This window comes from Pseudomonadota bacterium, assembly GCA_039815145.1.
Classification (GTDB): Bacteria; Pseudomonadota; Gammaproteobacteria; order Steroidobacterales; family JBCBZW01; genus JBCBZW01.
The window spans coordinates 1-18,560 of sequence record JBCBZW010000101.1 but is presented as its reverse complement, the minus strand read 5'-3'; the positions used below and the strand labels follow the sequence as shown (position 1 = coordinate 18,560).

Annotated in this window: 13 protein-coding genes; 8 read left to right on the top strand and 5 right to left on the bottom strand. The window is 66.8% G+C overall.

Going from position 1 to position 18,560, the window contains the following annotated elements:
• On the top strand, positions 1-3,057 hold a 3,057-nt coding region (locus AAF184_19150), incomplete at its 5' end, for a CHAT domain-containing protein (protein ID MEO0424463.1).
• Here the strand turns inward: AAF184_19150 and AAF184_19145 are convergent.
• Entirely contained in the window at positions 3,051-3,980 is a 930-nt protein-coding gene (locus tag AAF184_19145) for a GGDEF domain-containing response regulator (protein ID MEO0424462.1), read from the bottom strand. The two genes, AAF184_19150 and AAF184_19145, sit on opposite strands and share 7 nt — an antisense overlap.
• A 335-nt stretch (positions 3,981-4,315) precedes the next feature.
• Between AAF184_19145 and AAF184_19140 the strand changes: the two genes are divergently transcribed.
• Together AAF184_19140 and AAF184_19135 are read left to right on the top strand one after the other, a co-directional pair.
• Positions 4,316-5,653: a VCBS repeat-containing protein gene (locus AAF184_19140; GenBank protein MEO0424461.1), complete on the top strand. Its 1,338-nt coding sequence runs from the start codon at positions 4,316-4,318 to the stop codon at positions 5,651-5,653.
• Positions 5,654-5,688: 35 nt separating this feature from the next.
• On the top strand, positions 5,689-7,137 hold the full coding sequence (locus AAF184_19135) for a hypothetical protein (GenBank protein MEO0424460.1): 1,449 nt from the start codon (positions 5,689-5,691) through the stop codon (positions 7,135-7,137).
• Between the two features lie 4 nt (positions 7,138-7,141).
• Here the strand turns inward: AAF184_19135 and AAF184_19130 are convergent, their stop codons facing one another.
• Positions 7,142-8,257, bottom strand: a complete 1,116-nt coding sequence (locus AAF184_19130; GenBank protein MEO0424459.1) for a PLP-dependent transferase — start codon at positions 8,255-8,257, stop codon at positions 7,142-7,144.
• Positions 8,258-8,421: 164 nt separating this feature from the next.
• Between AAF184_19130 and AAF184_19125 the strand changes: the two genes are divergently transcribed.
• Entirely contained in the window at positions 8,422-9,243 is an 822-nt protein-coding gene (locus AAF184_19125) for a LytTR family DNA-binding domain-containing protein (GenBank protein ID MEO0424458.1), read from the top strand.
• A 168-nt stretch (positions 9,244-9,411) separates the two neighbouring features.
• Positions 9,412-10,203: a hypothetical protein gene (locus tag AAF184_19120; GenBank protein MEO0424457.1), complete on the top strand. Its 792-nt coding sequence runs from the start codon at positions 9,412-9,414 to the stop codon at positions 10,201-10,203.
• Between the two features lie 82 nt (positions 10,204-10,285).
• On the opposite strand, the gene AAF184_19115 is transcribed toward AAF184_19120, so the two are convergent.
• Positions 10,286-11,551 (bottom strand): hypothetical protein, encoded by a 1,266-nt coding sequence (locus AAF184_19115; GenBank protein ID MEO0424456.1) that lies wholly within the window; start codon positions 11,549-11,551, stop codon positions 10,286-10,288.
• A 285-nt stretch (positions 11,552-11,836) separates the two neighbouring features.
• Between AAF184_19115 and AAF184_19110 the strand changes: the two genes are divergently transcribed.
• Positions 11,837-15,931 carry an EAL domain-containing protein gene (locus AAF184_19110; protein ID MEO0424455.1) on the top strand — a complete coding sequence of 1,365 codons (4,095 nt, stop codon included), beginning with the start codon at positions 11,837-11,839 and terminating at the stop codon, positions 15,929-15,931.
• 144 nt (positions 15,932-16,075) lie between these two features.
• Positions 16,076-17,002 (top strand): L-lactate dehydrogenase, encoded by a 927-nt coding sequence (locus AAF184_19105; GenBank protein MEO0424454.1) that lies wholly within the window; start codon positions 16,076-16,078, stop codon positions 17,000-17,002.
• An 11-nt stretch (positions 17,003-17,013) separates the two neighbouring features.
• Here AAF184_19105 and AAF184_19100 read toward each other — a convergent pair whose 3' ends face one another.
• Positions 17,014-17,772 carry an RES family NAD+ phosphorylase gene (locus AAF184_19100; protein ID MEO0424453.1) on the bottom strand — a complete coding sequence of 253 codons (759 nt, stop codon included), beginning with the start codon at positions 17,770-17,772 and terminating at the stop codon, positions 17,014-17,016.
• Positions 17,759-18,121, bottom strand: coding sequence for an MbcA/ParS/Xre antitoxin family protein (locus AAF184_19095; GenBank protein ID MEO0424452.1), 363 nt, complete (start codon positions 18,119-18,121; stop codon positions 17,759-17,761). The genes AAF184_19100 and AAF184_19095 overlap by 14 nt, the downstream gene beginning before the upstream one ends.
• Positions 18,122-18,329: 208 nt before the next feature.
• Here AAF184_19095 and AAF184_19090 point away from each other — a divergent pair.
• A partial coding sequence (locus tag AAF184_19090) for an AraC family transcriptional regulator (protein ID MEO0424451.1) occupies positions 18,330-18,560 on the top strand: 231 nt, incomplete at its 3' end.

Genomic DNA, 18,560 nt, shown 5'->3' with positions numbered 1-18,560 from the left:
GGCGGCCTCATCAGCGCCACGGCCCTCGGCGATGCCGACGGCGGCGACATCCAGGTGGACGCGGACCGGGTGAGCCTGACCGGCGACGCGGCCATCGTGACCGATGCGGGGCGCTTTCTGGAGGAAGCGAGCCCCGACGCCACCGGCAACGCCGGACAGATCGACATCCAGGCGCAGGAGAGCATCCGCCTCACCGGCGGCGCGGTGAGCAGCAACAGCCTTGGCCTCGGGAATGCCGGGAGCATCACCCTCGCCGCCCCTCAGATCCAATTGAGCGGGTCGTCAGCCACGATTTCCACGGTCGCCGACGGCGATGGCGACGCGGGCAGCATCCAGCTCACGGGCGATAGCGTTCGCCTTGCCGACGCGCTGCTGAACGCGCAGGCGCGCGGAGCGGGGAGCGGCGGCAATGTGGAGGTGAAAGCGGGCGACGCCCTCAGCCTGATCGACTCCACCCTGTCGGCGAGTTCCGGCGCCGCTGGTGGCGGCAGCCTGCAGATCGCGTTCGGGGCCTCATCGCCCGCCGTCATTCGCAACAGCGTCCTCTCAGCGGAGACGCAGACGGGCGATGAACAAGCGGGCAGCATCGTCGTCCAGGGAGAGGTGGCTCCGGGCGGCCAGGAGGGGCTCTCCACCGTGGTGCTTAGCGGCTCCCAGCTCCTGGCCAACGCGGACGGCGGTGCGGCGGGCAACGTGCTGGTGGAGGCGGGCACGGTGTTGCGCGATAGCGATACCCGCCTCGCGGCGTCGAATCGAGCTGGCCTCAGCGGATCGGTGCAGGTGCGCGAGCAAAGCCCGAACACGCAGATCGACGCCGTCGCCGAGGCGCCTTCCCCGATCGACCCGACTGCGCAAATAGGCACCTGTCGCTCGGTCAGTAACGGCGCCCTGTGGGTCCGTCACACGAGCGCTCAGGAGTCTCCCGCTCGTGTGCTGCTGGCCATGACGCGTATCGATCCGCAACAGCAGCTGGCGACGATCGACGATGGTGCCCCGGCGGACCCGAGCGGCGATGCCGCACCCGCGCTCGCCAGCACCTTTCACACCCGATCGGCGCATGCTGCCCTGGCCGCCGACGACCTGACCAGCGCCGAGGCACAGGCTGAGCGCGCGATCAAGCTGACCAAATCACCGCAGACGCTCGCGACCAAGGCGGTGGTCGACTACGCGCGTGCCGATTACCTGGCAGCGGCGAAAGCCTTCGACGAAACTGCACGCCTCGCGGCGCGCCGCGACGGGCAGCCACAGCAGGCCCTGCTGGCGCGCGCGCGAGCCAACGCCGCCCGGGCGTGGCTGCTGGCGGGCGATCCCGCTCGCGCCCTGGAACGCCTGCGAACGGCGCAGTCCCTGGCGGGGCGGCTCCCCGCCGACGCCGAGCGCGCCCTGCTGATGCTGCACGTGGGCCAGACTTGGATGAGCGCCGCGCGCGCACCTGGCGCCGACAGCGGCTGGCCACGCCTGAGTGCGCTCAGCGCCCTGCGCGACGCTCTCGCCACCGCCGAGGGCCTCGATGGCCGCGCCGATCTCATCGCCTGGAGCCTCGGCACGATGAGCGAACTCTACGCGATCGATCAGCGCCCGGAGGACGCAGTGACCCTCGCCCACCGCGCCTTGGCCGCGGGCGAGCACACCGTGGATGCCTACCGTTGGTATCGCCAGCTCGCGCGCTTGAACTTGGAGCTTGGTGAGGCGAAGCAGGCGCGCGCCTACTACGCGCGCGCCATGGTGCTCACCTCCCGCGCCGCCGGCAATGCCCGTGGATCGCAAACCCGAGAGGCGCACTTCCGCCGACAGATCGCCCCGGTGTACCTGGAGTACGCCGAGCTATTAATTTCCCTCGCCAGCGGAAGCGATGCTCGCGCGCAACAAAGGCTGCTGCTCGAGGCGCGGGAGGTGATCAACCGTCTGCACGCCGCCGAGATTCGCGATTACCTGGATCAACCTTGCGCTGCTGAGATCCTGCCGGATACGCGGAATTTGAGCCTCGCCGACGACACCGCCGTGTTGTTCCCCATCGTGTTCGACGATCGTGTGGAGCTGTTGATCCAAACTGCACGGGGGATCCGCCGGGCGAGCAGCGCGCCCCTCACCCGCCAAGCCCTGGCACGGCAGGTGGCGAACGTCAGGGCCGGACTGCGCGACCCCCGGCGCGCGGGCACGGTGGAGGCCGCCCGCACCCTCTACACATCCCTCTTCAAGGACCTGGACAGTCTCCTGACCGAGCACGGGCGAATCGAACGATTAATCGTAGTACCCGACGGCCCCCTGCGCGCCCTGCCCTTCGGCGCCCTGCACGACGGGGAACGCTGGTTGGCGCAACGGGTCACGGTGGAGATCATGCAGCGCCTTGCCCCCGCACGTAACGCCGAGCGCTCGACCCCAGGCGCACCGAGTGCCGTCCTTGCAGGTGTGAGCCGCTTCGGCGACGGCGCGCAAAGCGCTTTGCCGTTCGTCCCGCAGGAACTGGACGGGGTCAGTGCCGCCTGGCGTGGACACCGCAGCGTGCTGCGCGAGGAGAAGTTCACCCGCCGCTCCTTCCAGCAGGCCTTGCTTTCCCTGGAACCCGCGGTGGTACATCTGGCCACCCACGGCACCTTCGCCGGATCCCTGGAGCGCTCCTACCTAGTGTCCGGGAGCGGCGAGCGGCTGGGCATCGCCGATCTCTTCGCGCCCCTGCAACAGCTCGCCGAACAGCAGCGACCGGTGTCGCTGGTGGTGCTGAGCGCGTGCGATACGGCGGTGGGCGTGGAACGCTCGTCGATCGGCCTGGCCGGCATGGCCCTGCGCGCCGGGGCCGCCCACGCCATCGGCTCCCTCTGGCCGGTGCCGGACGATGGCACCGCCCAGCTGTTCAGTACCTTCTACGCTGCGCTGGAGGGGGATGCCCGCTACAACCCAGGAAAGGCGTTAGCAACGGCGCAGCGTCAGATGATCGATGCGCAGCGCTACGCCCACCCGGCCTACTGGGCCGGCTTCCAGATCATCAGCAATGGCATCGACTGGGCGCCGACCGATACGCCGACGGCGACACTCGCCACGCTCCAAGGAGCTCAGTGAGCGCTGCCTAGCGGACTCGCCTGGACGCTCACCGCATCGGACAGCACCCAACATCCGCGGCCCGCACGCTTGGCCGCGTACATCGCCTTGTCGGCCGCGTCGACCAGCTCCCCGCGTTCCTCGCCGTGCAACGGGGCCAGGGCGAGCCCTGTCGAGAGGGCCACCGACACGGCCTCACCGTCGACGATCAGTCCGCCGCGCAGGGAGTCGTAGAAGCGATCCATCCACTGGTGAGCATGATCGATGTCCACCAGCTCGCGCAGAATCACGACGAACTCATCGCCGCCGAGGCGCGCCACCGTGTCCGTGCGACGCACGTTCCTCATCAGGTGCTCGGCCACCGCCTGCAACACGCTGTCGCCAAAGGCGTGGCCGCGCGAGTCGTTCATCGGCTTGAAGTCATCCACGTCGATGAGCGCGACGCCGACCAGAGAGCGATCGCTGGCACTGCGTTCCTCAAGAAGCGCGTCGAGGCGGTGCTCGAAGCTCATGCGGTTGGGCACGCCGGTCAGGGCGTCGTGCATGGCCATCGCCGTGATTTGCGCGTGGCGCTCGGAACGGGTCATGGCAAAGCTCAGGGCCCGGCGCAGAGCACCGGGCGCTGCCTCGCCCTTGATCAGGTAGTCCTGCACACCGGTCGCCACCGCGGCGGAGGCGAACTCGTCATCGAGACACCCGGTCAGCACCACCACCGGGAGTTCACGATGATCCGCGAGAAGTTGGAGCAAGGTCTCGCTCGGGTCGGCATCCGGTAGGGTCAGGTCGACCACCACGACGTCGTAGGACGCCTCATTCAGGCGCTCGCACCCCTCAGCCACGGATACGGCTCGCGAAAGCTCCATCGGTTCCTGGTACGAGGCCAACGCACGACGCACCCACTCGGCATCGACATCGTCGTCCTCGACATGCAGCACTCTTGTCATATCGTCCCTAGCGATCAGCTGTCCACCGAGAGACGCTACTGTGAGGTGCTCCGGCCTCGATGTGACGGCTACGACAGAATTGCTCAACCGATAGCCGATCGGGGTTTTCAACGGGTGGCCCATCACGCGGACAGTTCGATGCGTGGTCAACTAAATCTGTACAGAGTCGAGCTGCCGCAGTGCGTTGCGCACTGCGATTTTCCATAGCGCTAGAAATCGGGGATAGCAAAGACCACAATCCAAGCGTCGCCAGGGAAAGGTGACACCAAGCGACAGCCCACCGCAGGTTGCCGCACCGCCAAAAAAAACAAGTACAGCTGCCTTAAGGAGCTAGCATGCATCTCGCAAACACTCGACGACCATCGACAACCCCACTGCTCGCGCTGAGCGCCTTGTTGCTCGCCGCCAGCGGCGCCCACGCCCAATGGGTGGACTTCACCGATGAGACGGACACCCGTCTGCGCGTGCGTCCCTTCGCGGACGGCACGGGCACCATCGCCACCGACGCCCAGGAGAAGGACTTCGCCGTGGGCGATCTCAACCGCGATGGGCGCGACGACATGGTCGTCGTGCGCAAGGAGCCGTTCTCCAACGCCGGCGCCCGTCAGGATCTCCTGCTCATGAACTTCCGCGGCCGGCTCATCGATCTCACGGCTCGCTTCGCCCCCGGCTTTCTCACCGACTTCACCGACGCCCGCGACGTGGCCATCGTCGACGTGGATAACGATGACTGGCCGGACGTGTTCATCGCCAACACCTTCGAGGAACCGCCGAAGCTCTATCGCAACCTCGGCCGGGGCGAAGATGGCCGCTGGCGCGGGCTGGCGGACGAGTCGTTTCGCCTACCGACCATCGATGTACCCACGGACATCAACACGATCCAGATCTGCGCCGTGGCCGCGGGCGATGTGACGGGCGATGGCTTCGTCGACTTCTATCTGTCCAACTACAACGAGGTGCCCGGCACCCGCGACCTGCTGCTGATCAACGACGGCACGGGCAACTTCAACCTCGAGCAGAACCGCCTCGGCGACTACGCCCGCATCAGCTTCGGCACCAGCGCCGAGATCCACGACATGGACGGCGACGGCGACCAGGACATCGTCAAGCTCAACGCCCTGTTCGACAATCCCGTGTTCCCCCACGGGGTCTTCATACTGTTCAACGACGGCAACGGCCAGTTCGACACGGTGCCCTTCCAGCAGATCGCCGACACGGATCCCTACATGTTCACCGTGTACGACCACGACCAGGACGGCGCCCTCGACATCTACGTGGTGAAGGACTCGCGCGACGAGTTGGTCATGGCCCGCGCTCTGGTCGGCGACGGCCCTAACGAGTACGACGTGAGTCCCGTGCCCTTCGGTCGCACCAACCAGTTCGGCGGCAACGTCAAGGTGGCCGACGTGGACAACGATGGCGATCTCGACGTGGGCCTCGCCCCGATCGACGTGGATATCGCCAACTGCGGTGACTCCACCGAGTTCACCCTATGGGAGAACATCGGTGCCGCCGGCCTGCGCGACAACGAGTTCCCGGGCGACGCCAACTTCAGTCTCGACCCCCATGACTTCGCCTTCATCGACATCGATAGCAACGGCTGTGTCGATATGGTGATGGGCCTGTGTGAGGGTTGGCGCGTCTTCATGAACAACGGCTGCGCTGCCGAGTAGCGCGTCGTCCGCATCCGGTAGCCTTGAGCTGCCGGATGCGGCACGCTTCGCGGGTGATGAACGCCCGCACCCATCTCTGGTTTGCCGCCGCCGCCCTGGCGGCGGTGGTCCTGCTCAGCTTGGCCCTGCTGCTCTCGCCCACCGGCCAGCCCGCCGTACTAACCGCCCTCATCGCTGCACTCACCGTGTGCTTCGCCTCGTTGGCTACCCACCTCGCGCTGGCCCGACGCGCGCGCGTCCCGCAGGCGCCGCCCGAGACCACCAGCGAAAGCGAGGACGCCGAGCGCGCCGCCGCCCTCGCCCGCCGTGAGGCGCAGCTGCGCCAGCGTGCCGACCGCCTGGAGATTCGCGAGCAGCGCCTTTCCCGTCGCATGCGGGTCCTGCAGCTCGCCGATCATGAGCGTTTCGTCGACGTCGTCGACTCGGAGCTCTCACCGCAGGCGATCGAGCGCCTCGTGGCCCACGATCGGGAACTGCTGCTGTTGATCGAACGGCGCAGCCAGCAGGCCTTCGAGGACATCCTCGCCAATCGCTACGCCGCCGACGAGGGGGGCTTGGCCATGGCCCTCGTGTGGCAGGACGTGGGAGACTTCGTCGAGACCGTCGCTCGCCTGTACCAACCGGACGCCCGCCACCCGCTGCTGGAGACCGAGCTGGAGTTAGTGGCCAAGGCCACCAGCAGCACCGCCCTGCACCTGCTGCTGGTGGTGGACGCCCTACCGCTGGATCTCAAGTCCTACAACGCCGCCTCCATGTACCGCACCCTGCGCCGTGCCGCCGACTACTACGGCACCTACAAGCAGGTGAAGCCCTATCTCGACGTGGGCCTCAGCGTACTGCAGGTGGCGCGCTTCGCCCTCGGCGCGAACCCCGTGACCGTGGGTGCCAGCTGGGTGGCGGGAAAGCTGGCAGCGCAGGGGGCGCAGAAGGTGACCGAGCAGTTGCTCCACCGCCAGGTCATGCAGCTGCTGAGCGATGCGATCCGCGTGATCGCCTTCGAGGTGGCGATGGTCTACGGCGGGGGCTTTCGCCGCCGCGATGCGAACTGGTTCCTGGGGGCGGAGCTGGTCAACCTGGAGTTAGCGCGCAGCGAGGACTACCGTGGACGAGACCAGGCGATCCGCACGCTGTGCGCGCTTCCCCTGCGCCACGAATTCGATCGGTTGCTGCTGCTTCGTCAGTTGGGATCTAAGAAACCGGTCGATATGCAGCCCGCCCTGCTGGAGAGCCTGCTGACCGTCAGCGAGCGGCAGCGCATCGTGGAGGAGCTGCGCGAGCACTGTAAGCGTACCGACGCTGACCTCGGCGACGGGCCGCTCATGGATTGGGAGGCGGAGCTTGGCGCTCGCCTGGCCCTCGCGACGGCCGACGCTGAGGTACCGCCTACTGAGGACAGGCCACGCCTGCGCGGGCCACGGGAATGGCTGCGGCGCCTGCGCTCGCGCACGGCGAAAGCCCCCTCGGAAGAGGAGCCTCCTAGCTAGTGCGTTAGGTTAGGGTGAGCGCCTGTTCTAAATCGCGCCACAGGTCTTCGCCGTTCTCGATGCCCACGCTCAGGCGAATCAGGCTCGGGGGCAAGCCGCCCTGGCCAGGTACCGCCGCCCGGCGCTCCATCGTGCTTTCCACCGCGCCGAGGCTCGTGGCGTGGGTGATCAAGCGCACGGCGCGACAGGCCGCATCCGCCGCCGGCGCGCCGCCGTGGAGCTCGAAGGAGACGATGCTGCCGAAACCATCCAGCTGGCCCTTCGCCAGAGCGTGCTGGGGATGGGACGGCAGCCCTGGGTAGCGCACGCGGCTCACGGCCGGGTGGCGCTCCAGCCGTTCGGCCAACTCAAGCGCATTGGCCTGAGAGCGCTCGAGGCGAATCGCCAGCGTGCGCATGCCGCGCAGGGCCAGGAACACCTCCAACGCCCCCGGCGTCGCCCCGTGCAGGGTGCGCGCCTGGTGCAGGCGCTCGGCCAGGGCCGCGGAGGCCGCTGTCGCCACACCGCCGAGGAGGTCCGAGTGTCCGCCCAGATACTTGGTGGCCGACTGCACGGAGATATCGGCGCCCCGCGCCAACGGCCGCTGCAGCAGGGGGGTCGCAAAGGTGTTGTCCACCACCAGGAGCGCGCCGTCTCGCCGCGGCGCCGCTGCAATCTGCGCGAGGTCGCTGAGCACGAGCTGGGGATTGGAGGGCGATTCGAGCCAGATCAGGTCCATCTCCGCGCACGCGGCGACCCAGGCTGGCGTGTCGGCGCCGTCCAAGGTGTGAACCTGCCAACCCGCCGCTGAGACTCCCGCCTTGGCAAGTTCGGTGACCGCCCGGTAGCAATCGACCGGCACGGCCACCCGTGCCCCCTGGGGCAGCAGACTGAACACCGCGGCGATCGCCCCCATGCCGGAGGCGAAGGCGACCGCACGGCCACCCTCGAGGCCGCCCACCACGTCCTCCAACGCCTCCCAGGCCCGCGTCCCCTCGACCCTCGAGTAAGTGCGCTCACCCTGCGCATCCACGAAGTTCGAGGCCGGCGTGATGGGCACGTTGAGGGGCGCCCCCTGACCGAGGTCCCGGCCGGCGTGCACCACCCACGAGGCGGGATCGAGATCGTTTGGAATGGACATGGCAACTTCGCGAGATCGTGGCGCGGCAGGCCACCGGAGCCCTCATGCTAGCGACGCCGGCAAGCCTTGGCGAGACGGCGGTGAACCGCGCCGTCATCGAACTGTCCCACTCCTAGGGAGCGCTCATGCGCACGGTTGAGACCAACTCTAAAACAGGACCGGTGATGGCTGCTAGCGAGCGAATTCGTACCTTGATCGCTGACGATGAGGCAGTCGCTCGCCTCGGACTGCGCAAGCGACTGGAGTCCCTGGCACCCGCCACGCACATCGTTGGGGAAGCGGAGAACGGCACCCAGACGGTGCAGCTGGTCCAGCGCCTGAACCCGGATCTCGTGTTCCTGGATATCGCCATGCCTGGACTGACCGGTCTCGAAGTGGCGAAACGCATCGGCACCCACCGCCAGGGGCCCTTGATCGTCTTCCTCACCGCGTACGGCGACCGGGCCGTAGAGGCTTTCGAGACCGAGGCGATCGACTACTTGATGAAACCGGTGAGCGCCCAGCGCCTGGCGCGCGCCCTCGAGCGCGCCCACGAGGAGTTACAGCGACGACGGGAGGTGGCCATGGCGGCAGAGTTGAAGTCGGTGGTGCAGCGCTTCGACGCACCCGCAACGCCGCCGGCGAACGGCAACGCCACGCCGACCGCGGAGCAAGAGGTGATCCGGCTCGATACGGGCGATGGCTTCGTGCGCCAACCGGAAGCGGCGATCAGTCACCTGGAGACGGCCGGTGACTACGTGTGCGTGCACACGGACCAGGGCACCCTCATCGTGCGCAGCTCCTTGAAGCACCTGGAAGAGCAACTCGTCTCGCGGCGACGTTTCTTCCGCGTCAACCGACAGACCGTGGTCAACGTCGACCACGTGCTGCGTATTACGTCCAGTGCGCAGGCCAGCGGCAGCATCGCTGAGTTGCGCGAAGGCCAGCAAATCCCCATCAGTCGTCGCCAATTGGCCGCCCTACGCGCCCTGTTAGGGTCACGTTAGCGCCTGAACTGTGACCGGATCGCCGTCCTGCCCCCAAAGGCGACCGCCTTTCGTCCGCCCCTTGAGAGCGATCACATCCCGGCGTTGCTGACGCAACCATACTCCTCGCGATTCCCGTACCCGTTTTGGGGGTACGCCGCGGCCAGCGCTCCCACCGAGGACGCTGGCATGCTGTCGGTCATCGCCCGAGACGGTGATGGCGACGTCGAGGAGCTGGTGGTGGAGAACGCCGACTACAACCCGCAGAGCGCGACCGATGCGACGTCGGATGCCGCCAACACGGCATTGCTCGCCGGCAACACCTACGCCGATATCAGCGATCAGAACGTGGCCCTGTTCACCTTTAGCGATGACGGTGGCTTCGCGGAGGTGTTCCAGCGCATTCGCGACGGCGCCACCGAAGTGGGTGAGCTCGGCGGCGAGTGGAGCATCGATGGCGAAGGCGTGGTTCGCGTCGCCTACGGGCGCGAGGATCAGTCGGGTGCGCGCAATCGCCGCCAGGCGGCACAGGTCACCGCCGGCTTGGGCAGCGCCGAGATGTCCATCGAGACCATAGACGAGAACAACGATAGCTCGCGTGCCGTCAACTTGATCCAGGTCGAAGCCTTTGCTGAAGGCGAGATGCTAGGGTCTTGGTTCGAGCTTGGCGCTGACGGCCTCGCCACCACCAGCCTGACCTTCGAGGATGACGGCAGTGGTGCGTACGAGGATCAGTACGGCGGTGGACGGTTCGACTGGCGTCTCGAAGACGACGGCCGCCTGCGGGTCTTTTCCAAGAGCGCAGGGAGCGACAGCCTCGAGACGGTAACCTGCCACAAGCTGGCGAACAGCGAGGGCGAGATGCTGAGTGTGGTGATGGTGTTCCGCCTGAATGGCGAACTCGACTACGACCGCGACGTCGGTCCGCACCATCCCCCGCGCAACGCGCTCGACACCTACATGCTCTTCAGAGCTTTCTAACAACGACGGCACCAATGCCGCTTGCCTGAGGCCCGGTGGGAAACCACCGGGCCTCCTTTTATCTGCTCTCCCGGCGCGGTGGTCAGTCTGCCGCGTGGGCGTAGTAGCCCTCGAGGCCGACGCTAGCCACTCGCGCATGAGCCTGCAGAAGCTCATCCGCCATCACGCTCGGCAATCCGCGATCGCGCTGCCCGGCCAGCGCCCCTCGGGCCTCTTCCCGACCGGAGAGGGCAAGACCGATGTGGGCCGCGCGCGCCAGGCTGTCCGCCGCCGCGCTGCCTCCCCAGAAGCTCGGATCGCTCGCCTGGAGCAGCTTTTGCAGCGCCGTACCGTCCCGCACGGAATGGGCGAGGTACCCGAGCCCCATCAAGGTGGCCGTGAGCACGCGCCGTTGCGCACCATCGACCTCCAACTGTGCACGAGCGAGGAGGTAGTCCCGCAAGATGGTTGCGCTGCGCGCATCCCCCACAGCGCCGAGAACGGCAACGATGTTGCCGTGGTGCGCACGCTCCGCTGGGTCCAGCAGCATCGCCTCGAGACGTCGCGCAGCGTCACTGCCGCGATAGCGCAGCGCCGCCGACATCGGCGTGCCGTGAATGTAGGTCTGGCGCACGAACTCCGCCACGTCTGCCGGCAGTGGGCCCATCTCGTGGTCGAGATGACCATCGATGCTCACCCCCGTTGCCGACCGACCGCCGAGAGCGGCTAACAACGCGGGATGGCGACTGTCTCCACCTTCCACCTGCGGAGCGTTCGGCCAATCGGGGTTGTACTTGGAGACGAAGGAGATGCACTCATCGGAGGTCACCTCATCGTTCGCCGTATTGATCGTGCCTCGCATCACGCGGCTCGCCCCGCTCGTGTGGGAGAGACCGACGGTGTGCCCGTACTCGTGCGCCCACAGGATGCCTTCGGCATTGCCCGTGAATCGCACGACCGCGAAGGAGTCTCCGGGCACCGGCGCGCATCCGATTACGTTCGGCAACAGCTCACCACACCAGTTGATTTCCTCGACCACCTTGGCGTAACCCGGCGCACCTATCACCGCGTTGAAGTCCGCCTGGCTGTTGATCTCGGTGGGGGCGTTGTTGACCGTCACGCTGCCGTCACGCAGGTAGAGGGCGGGCAGAAAGTCCGTTCCAAACTCCTCGGCGCACGCGAAATCACTGCCCGAGTCCGCGGTGTTAATCGCCTCGCTGAAGTCACGCAGGATGCTATCCGCATTGCTGTTCGACAGGGAGGAGGCAGTCGAGCGACTGACGGTGAGCTCGGTGACACATCCGCTGAGGCTCAGCAGGATTATGCCCCCGCTCAGGAGGCGGATCGTGGTTGGAGCGTTGGTAGCCATAAGGGTGCCCTCTGGGTGTTGTTCTTAGGGGAAATCGACTTGGGGGAGGTAGTCGCCGACTCCGCAAGGAGCGCTCAACTCTTGTGACGCGGGTTGTTCCTGCGCTCGAACAAACCAGCGATACACCCTTGCACATTCCCTCTGCCATTCATCGGATCGGCAAGGCGATAGGGCCGTACGCACAACGCATACAGGAACCTGACCTGGTTCGTCGCGACACCGCGGCGCCCTGGCTACGCTGCAACCTGCCCCGACGTCTGCCACCCACCCGAACCGATTCGTTCCATGAAGGCATTGAAGCCCACAACGCTCGCCCTACTCCTTTGCTTGAGCGGGATCGCGAGCGGCACCGAACTGGCCGCCCCTGCGGATCCACCCTTCCGCCTGTACTCGGTCACCGAAGGTCTTAACCAGCGCACGATCCTGAAGGTGGTGCAGGACGAGCACGGCTACCTGTGGATCGCCACCTTCGGCGGCTTGAATCGCTTCGATGGCCAGACCTTCGAGAGCTTCACCACCCGTCAGGGCTTACGTAACAACCTCGTCCAGAGCTTGCTCGTCGACAGCCACAACCGCCTGTGGGCAGGCGATGCTGGGGGCGGCCTTACGCTGGTGGAGGACGGCCGGGTCGTGCGCACCTTCGAACCGGCGCCCCAGGCGCGGGGAATCGTGCGCAGCATCGTCGAGTCCGGTGACGAACTGCTCATCGGCGTCGAGCCCGGTGGGCTGCAACGGCTTCGCCTCGACGCGATGGACGCGGGGCTCGAGCACATCGATGGAGCGCCGGAGGAGATCGACGCGCTCGTCGCCGCGGTCGAGCCGAACCACCTCTACATCCTCACCGATGAAAAATTCCTTCGCTACGACCACTCAGCGCCCGCCGCGCCCGCCAGCATCGCCGACGGCATCAGCACCCTTACCCGCTCACCTGCGGGACAGGTGATCGTAGGCAGCGCCGACGGTCAGGTGGGCCGCGTGGAAGGCGACAGCATCGAGTGGTTATCGCAGAAATTCGGTGGAGAGGTGACGGGGATCACCTTCGATGGCGAGACCATCGCGTGGGTGACCATCGACAACGAAGACCTGGTGAGCTTCGCCGCCCCGGCGCGCCGGATGGACGGCATGGGCCTTAGCACCGCCGCCCTCATCGACCATGAGGGGATCCTCTGGGCGCCCACCCGCGGTGGCCTCGCCCGCTACCTCGGCACCCGCTTCCGCCACTACGGCCTCGAGCTGAACGGTATCCGGCCCGAGGTTTTCGCCATCCAGCCCGGTACCGCCGGCGATTCCTGGTTCGGTACCGACCAGGGGTTGCTGCACGTGGATGACCGAGGTGAGATCAGCAACATCTCCGCGCAGCTCGACATCCCCATTCACGAGGTGCGCGGGGTGGGGCTCTCGGCGGATGGTTCCACGGTGTGGATGGTGCAGGTGCAGGGGGTCGCGTACGAGATCGACGTGCGGACCCTCACCGCTAAGCCCTTCCTCGGCGAAGACCCGCTGGTGGCCGTGGGCCTGGAACTGGCGAGCGATGGCCGTCTCTGGACGGGCACCTACTTCGGCACGCTGCACGCCTACAATCCTCGCGACGGCAAGATCGAGGAATTCGACTTCGGCTCCGGCGCAGCGCTCTACGCCATGGACTCGACCGCCGACGGACAGTTGTGGATCGCCGCCAACTTCCGGGGTCTCTACCGACTGGACACCAACACTCCGGGCGCGCAGCCGGAGCTGATGGTGCCGGTGGAAGAGATCGGTCGAGACTTCTACACCCAGCTCGTCGTCGATCCTCATGCGCCGGAGCGCACCGTATGGCTTGCCAGCGTCGAGGGTGGCGTGTTCCGTTGGCGCGCCGGTCAGCTCGATCGACTGAGTATCGACGTGGCCTTGGGCGACTACACCGTTTACGCGTTGCATCCCCTGGCCGACGGCACGCTGGTGCTGGCGACCAGTCGCGGCGCCTACCGCTACGACCCGCGAGACGGCAACCTGGAGCATTACTCCGCCCTCGATGGCTTCGTCTCGATCGAGGCCAAGGCGCACGCCACCTACTTCGAAGCACCCGATACGCTGTGGATAGGCACCACCTCGGGCGTCACGGCGATGGACGTCGCGCAGCCCATGTCGAGCATCCCGCAACCGCAGCCGCTGATCTCTCGTCGCGTGGTGGATGGGGAAGCCGTGGCAGCGGATCCCGAGCACACCACCATGGCGCCCCGCGGCAACTTGTTCGTCGAGTACGCGGCCATCTCCACCCGCCGCCCCGGCGGCATCGAATACAGCTACCGCCTGAACGCCAACGGTGTTGTCGGCAGCTGGAGCGATACCACGACCACCCAGTCGATCGGCTACTCCAACCTGCCGCCGGGAGAGTACGACTTCGCCGTGCGCGCGCGCCTGCCAGGCGGTGAGTGGAGTGAGGCTGCTCACTGGTCCTTCGCCGTGCCGACGCCCTACTGGCGCACCTACTGGTTCATGGCCCTGGCGACCATGCTGGCGCTGCTGCTCGCCTGGTCCATCGTCCAGCTGCGCCTGCGGGTGGTGGCCGGGGCCAACCGACGCCTTCGCCAGCAGGTGGCCGAGCGCACCGCATCGATCGAGGCGGGTCGGCGCGAGCTGGAGTTGATCAATGAGAAGTTGAGCACTGAGATCCACGAGCGCAAGCGCGCGGACGCCTTGCGCGCCGACGTCGAGGCGCGTTTCCACCAGGCCTATCAAAACTCGCCGATCGGTATGGCCCTGGTAGACACGGAAGGCCTGGTGTACGACGCCAACCCGCCGCTGCAGTCATTGTTCTGGCCCCACGCGGGGGAAGACGATCGCCAACCCCTGCTGGAGGTGGTCAGCGACAGCCAGCGCGAGGACTTTGCCGCCTTCCTCGACGCGCTGGCGAAGGAAGACGATGCCGGCACCAGCATGGAGGTCGACTGCCTCTCCCACGACGGCCAGGTGCGGCGCATCGATTTCCTCCCCTCCCCCGTACGCAACGGCGACGGCGAGGTCCAGTACCTGGTGATGCTGGCGCAGGACGTCACCGAGAGCCACGCCATGACCAGCAAGCTCGAGTACCAGGCGCACTTCGACGAGCTGACCGGTTTGCTCAACCGCCGGGCCTTCGCCGAACGACTCGCGCTGGTGGACGCGCGCCGCGATGATGCCTACCTGCTGTTCCTGGATCTCGATCAGTTCAAGGTGGTCAACGACACCTGTGGCCACACCGCCGGCGATGAACTCCTGCGCCTCGCGGCAAAGACCGTCTTGAAGAACGTGCGTCCCGAGGACACGGTGGCCCGCTTGGGGGGCGATGAGTTCGCGCTCATCTTGATGGACTGCACCGAGCACACGGCCGTCGAGCGCGCAGAGCAGATCCGCGCCTGCGTGCAGGAGCTGGAGTTTCCCTGGGAGACGGAGATCTTCCGCATCGGCGTCAGCATCGGCATCGTACCCATCAACGACACCACGAGCGATCTCAACGAGCTCCAGCAGCTCGCCGATGCCGCCTGCTACGCGGCCAAGGAAGCGGGACGCAACCGCGTTCACCTGGTCTCCGGCACGGAGGACGCCGTGCATGAGCACCGCGGTGAAATGCGCTGGGTCCAGCGCCTGAATCATGCTATCGATACGGATAGCTTCGTACTCTTCGGCCAACGCCTGCAGCAGCTGTCCGACGGCCCGAGGCAAGCCCAGCGCATCGAGATTCTCCTGCGCATGCTCGACCGCTCCACCGGCCGGCTGATCCCGCCCGGCGCCTTCCTGCCAGCCGCGGAACGCTACGGGCTACAGGGTCGCCTGGACCAGTGGGTGGTCAATCGCGTCATCGACCTGCTGTCGGTGCAAGACAGTGAGGAAGTGGCTGCCCACCATTTCTGGGTCAACCTGTCAGGGGCTAGCGTGGGTGATCGGTCCTTCTCGGACGATCTGATCGAACGCATGCGTCGCGCCGAGCTGCCGCCCGGTTGTATGAACTTCGAGATCACGGAGACCGCCGTGATTCGCAAGATCGATGATGCGGCTCACCTGATGAGCGCCCTACAGGAGATGGGCTGTCGCTTCGCCCTCGACGACTTCGGCAGCGGCCTGTCGTCCTTCGGTTACCTGAAGCGCCTGCACGTGGACTACGTGAAGGTCGATGGACAGTTCGTGCGGGACATCGTCACCGACCCCACCGATCGGATCTTCGTGAAGTCGATCATCGACATCGCGCATACGCTCGATAAGCGGGTGGTGTGTGAGTTCGTCGAGAACGATGAGATCCTGGAGATGGTGCGCACCTTGGGCGGCGACTTCGCCCAGGGCTACGGCGTGCACCGACCGGCACCGCTGGACGAACTGCTCGGCGGCGAACGCGGCCGGCGAGAGGATCTCTCGCAACTCGGCTGAGCCCGCGACGCGCGCTGCGCACCGTTGACACGCGACTGGCAGGCGGCGAGGCTTGCACCCTGGGAAGTCCAGCCCTACGGAGCGGCGATCGATGCCCCTTGCGCCTAGCGGTTCGCACCCCCTGCGTCACACGCCACCCGCACGATGAAAGTCGGCATCGTCGGTGCGGGCATGGTAGGCAGCGCGGCCGCCAACGCCCTGACCCTTAGCGGAACGGCCACCGAGGTGGTCCTGGTCGATCGCGATGCGGCCCGCGCGCAAGCCGAAGCCGAGGACATCACCCACGCCACCCCCTTCAGCCATCGCGTGCGCGTGAGGGCAGGCACCTACGAGGCACTCGCAGCAGCGCAGCTCGTGATCATCTCAGCGGGCGTCAACCAGCAGCCGGGGGAGAGCCGGCTCGCGCTACTCGAGCGCAATACGGCCGTGTTCGCCGAAGTGATCCCCCAGGTGTTGAACGCCGCGCCCGACGCGCTATTGCTCATCGCCACCAATCCGGTGGACGTGATGACCATGGTGGCGACGGAACTGTCCGGGTTGCCGCCGGCACGGGTGATGGGCTCCGGCACGATCCTCGACACGGCGCGCTTTCGGGCCTTGCTGGGTGCGCACCTGAGCGTGGCGCCGCAGTCGGTCCACGGCTACGTGCTCGGCGAACACGGCGACAGCGAGGTGTTGTGCTGGTCCCTGGCCGACGTCGGCACCGTGCGCGTGGAGCGCTACGCCGCGCAGATCGGTCGCCCCCTGGACGCCGCGGCGAAGGCTCGCATCGACCAGGGCACGCGGCGCGCGGCCTACCGGATCATCGCCGGCAAGGGGGCCACGTGGTTCGGTATCGCAGGCGGCCTGACCCGCATCTGCCGCGCCGTCGCCCGCGACGAACGGGCGGTGCTGACCGTCTCGATGCTCGAGTCTCGTGTGTTGGGCGTAGAGCGAGTCGCCCTCTCGCTACCGCGCGTCATCGGCGGCGCCGGCGTGGTGGATACGATTCAACTCGCCTTGACGGACGAGGAGCAGGCGCAGCTTCACGCGAGTGCGCAGACGATTCTCGGCGCCAGCCAGGGCGCCTGAGGCGGGTCGGCTCAAGGCGCCGGTAACGGTAACTCGCCTTCCACCAGGAACTGCTCCCGCGCGAACCAGTGGTGGGCGTCGCCGAAACGGAACTGCACCCCGTCCTCGCGCGTCTCGCACAGCCCATCGAGCGGACGGCGATGACGATTGGACACGAGGCAGTCGGGGTGCAACAGGGCGATGTTGAGATGCCGACCCGAGCTTCGCGCCGAGAGGTAGGTGAACGCACCTGTTTGGTGCTCTCGAAGCAGGGTGCCTAAGCGCTGGCAAGCGCGGTAGTCGGCGCGATGGCGCAAGGTGGATTCATAGTCGCTGAAGGGCGCCAGCTCCAGACGCACGCCGCGCACGGCGTGGTAGCGCGCCTCGAAGCGCGTGTGCTGGCTGAGCACTCGGTCGCGGAAGGGAGTCTCCATCCCAGCGAAGAATACCAATCGGTAGTAGGCCGCTTCACTCAGCAGGGCTGTCTCGTCCAGGGCGCCGTAGAAGGCACTGGCTTCGAAGCGGCTGACGAAGCGCGACCCCCAGGGAAGGGGTGGACAACGCCAGGGGGCGCGTAGCAGGGGGTCGAGACGTTCGGTCCCGGGCCGCGGGCTCGGGGCTTGCAGGATCCGCTCGAGCACGGACAGCTCTTCGAGCTCGTCCACGAGGGAGGCGGTTATCTTCTGGGTTTGGTGGTCGACCAGGCGCAGCAATGTGCCCATCAGGACCGCGACGGGCGCCTGCGCCAGCACCCCCTGCCACGGCGGCTCGCCAGCCTCAGTGGGCGCCACGAATCGCGTCGAGGTATCGGCTCACGCTGACCAGCCCATCCACACTGCGCAGTTGCTCACGTGGAATACCGCCCGTGTGGTGGTTTGGCGTACCCAGCCACTCGCGCAGTTGGTTCGCGTCGTCGTCCACCAGCACCGCCAGCGAGCGATAGCAGCGCAGCAACAGCGCGGAGAGCTCTCCCGCCTTGCTGGCAGGGTCGATCCCCGCTCGGGAGATGCTGCTGCGATCGCGCCCGATCACCTCGGTAAGTTCCTGACGTGAAAGGCCCATTCTCTGCGCCGCGCGCAGGGTGGCTTTGCCCAACACCAGGGCGGGATCAGGCAGGGTGTTTTGAGTACTCGCCGACATGGGCATCACCCTACTACGCGCGCATCTGAGTTGCAAATGCACGAATTTGAGACTTGCGGTGAGTATGCGCCGAAATGGTGCTCCTGCAAATCCCGCCGGCGGTGGCAGCCGGGGGGCCACTGAGGCGGCATCCCGACGCTATAGTGGCGCCCTCACGGTCGGCCGAAGGGTGGGCACAGGGACGATGGGCCAGATAACGATGCTCTTCATGAGCAAGGTCTTGAAGCAGGTTAGCGAACACGTGGACCGCGCTGCCCTGCTCGCTCCTTTGGGGCTTAGCGTCGATGCGGATACGCCGACCGATCCGTCACGCATGATCGACGATGGCGACTACTACGCCCTGCTCGAGCGAATTGCCCAGGAGGACCCCCGCGCGATCGATCTGCCTTTGCGCACCGGGGCATCGATGCGCTGCGATGACTACGGTGCCTTCGGCCTC